Origin of the sequence: Campylobacter sp. MIT 21-1684 (assembly GCF_026241315.1) — a bacterium.
In the GTDB taxonomy this organism is placed as follows: Bacteria; Campylobacterota; Campylobacteria; order Campylobacterales; family Campylobacteraceae; genus Campylobacter_D.
Window position 1 is genome coordinate 1 of record NZ_JAPHNA010000042.1, and the last position, 2610, is coordinate 2610.

The 2610-nt window shown below is 32.9% G+C and carries 1 protein-coding gene; it reads left to right on the forward strand.

The annotated features are described in order from the left end of the window. A partial coding sequence (locus OQH62_RS08395; RefSeq protein WP_266016097.1) for a hypothetical protein occupies positions 1-2390 on the forward strand: 2390 nt, incomplete at its 5' end. Positions 2391-2610 lie beyond the last annotated feature (220 nt).

Consider the following 2610-nt stretch of genomic DNA (forward strand, 5'->3'; position numbering starts at 1 on the left):
GAACTATAAACACTTTAACTTCTAGTGGTAGTGGGGCTACCATCAGCAATCAAGCTAAGATTATTACTCTCAATTCTGCGGGTACTAACAATACTATTACCAATCAAGCACAAGGAACTATTAGTACTTTTAATTCTCAAACCACTAGCACCTTAAGCAATCAAGGCACAATAGAAACTCTTGCACTTGACTCTGGTACTTTAAACTATAGTGGAAATGGAAAGATAGAAAAGAAAATACTAGTACCAAAAGGAGCTACATTTAGCAATACTGATGCCATTAACTTAGCTGTTTTAGAAATTGAAAACTCAGGTACTATTCAAGCTACTAAAGACATTACTATAAACAACAACTCCTTCCGCCTGCAAAACAACAATATGATTCAAGGAAATATTACTCTTAATAGTGCTGATGCTACTATACTAAACTATGCTTCATTGCACGGTACACTGACTAATAAAAAGAATGTAAGCAATTTAACCAATACAAGTTTCAATACTCTCAATACTTATATAAATGCTGGTACTACTACTAGCCTCACCAATACAGGAAAGCTTGATACCCTAACCAATCAAGGCACTCTTAGCACCCTTATTAACAGAGGTATTATTACAACTCTAAACAATAGTGGCACTATCACTCAAGCAGACAATGAAGGAACTCTAAGCACTTTTACTCAAACAGCTGGGAGCTCAAATCTTAACAATAGTGGCACTATCACCACTTTTACTCTCTCTCAAGGCAGAGCTACACTTAAAAATGAAGGCACAATAACAACACTTTCACAAAACAATGGAAATCTTACTCTAAACAATTCAAAAGAGATATCAAAATTCACTAAGTCAAATGGAACTTTAAATCTAAGAAACTTTGGAACAATTACAGATTTCAGCAATGCTAATGGCAATGCTAGCATCTATAATGAGGGAATATTTAAAGGAAGTATAACAAATACTAATGGCACTCTTTCTTATGATGCTTCTTGGACAAATGACCCAAACAATACAGACAGAAAGATAGTATGGAAAGACAATGCAAGTAATGCTGAGAAATTCCATTTTAAAAATGATAATGGAAGTATTACTATTAAAGAAAGTTCTATTCTTTTAAATATCAACCAAAGCAATACAATGTACAATGCTAGTCAAAACAACGCAAATCTTGTTTTTCAAACTCCTGCCAATGGACACTTAGTTGTAGCAGGAAATAAAGCTTCTAATATTCTCTTTGACACTCCAAGTTTAATCATCAATCCTAAAGAGAATTTTTCCTTTGGTAGGAATTATAATTTTGCAAATCTTGTACTCAAAAACGATAACGGCGCTCTTTCAGCTATAGGGGGGGGGTATGGAACTGATATTGTTAATAACGGGGCTGGTTTAAGTCTTGCTAATGTAATAGGCTATGAATCCTTATACAATATAGAACAAGGGAGTGCCCCGAATACTTTTAGAATAGGAGTTGATGTAAGTGATGGATCAGGAGCAATAGCCAATCAAAGTTTTCTTGATTACTTAATGAAGAAATCCTTATTTATTGATTCTCTTTTAGTGCATTCTGAATTGTATGGAAGGAAGAAAGAGAATTTCTTTTTCTTGCCATATTTTTCATACAAATACCTTGAATTAAAACAAAGTAATGGAGAGCTCTTTGGACACGATAAAGGTTTTCTAACAGGTTTTACCCATTTATTCTCTAATGGCGATTCCTTAGGAGCTTTTCTCTCCCATGATTATTCTCAATATAAATTTGCTGATTTTAGCGGATTGGATAATTTTAACCTCTTTCTTCACACCAAAGCGTATTATATTGGAGCTTATTATGTAAAGTTTTTAGCACAACGTGGACGTTTTGTGTATCATTTAAAAACTCAAGTGAAAAGCTCTTTAGCAAAGAATGAAATAGAAAATGAAAGGGGTGTTGGAGAGAGTTCTATGTATGCCTATTCTGCTGATATGGATTTGGCTATTGATTTTTTCAATAATGAAAAGAAAAGGGATTTAACCTTTATCCTAGGTCTTGGATATGAAGGAGCCTTTATGAAAGGTTTTTCTATGGATTATAATCCTGATATTTACTACAAGAGCTTGCTAGTGAATTTACTCTATCTCAATACTGCTACTCAATTTAAATACGATTTTTATCCTTTTACTCTTTCTTTTGAATTTGGAGCAAAAGCATATTTAAGAGACACACTCAATACACGAGCAAGAATCTATGGAGAAAATTTTAAAGACTTTGTTCAGTTTGCACCTCTTTTAGCTTATGGAAATGCTGGTATTAATCTTGAAATAGCTAAGAATTTTAATTACACACTCTCCTATCAAGCAATAGCAGCAAAACGAAGCTATACCCATAGAGTGTTTGGAAAATTTGCATACTGGTGGTAAGAAAGTTTATTGTACTCTTTTCTCAAAGAAGCTCTAAGAATGCTTTTTATTAATCTTGTATCTGCTTTTTTATATAAGTTGATAGAAACTTTTGAGAGCTTTGTATAAAAGTTCTTTAAGAAGTTAAGGCTTAGTTCTTTATAAAGTTAAGGTTTAAAAGATTCTTTTAAAAGTAAGGTTATTAGCAAAGTAGAAGTTTCATAAAAAGAAGGTTGTGAGA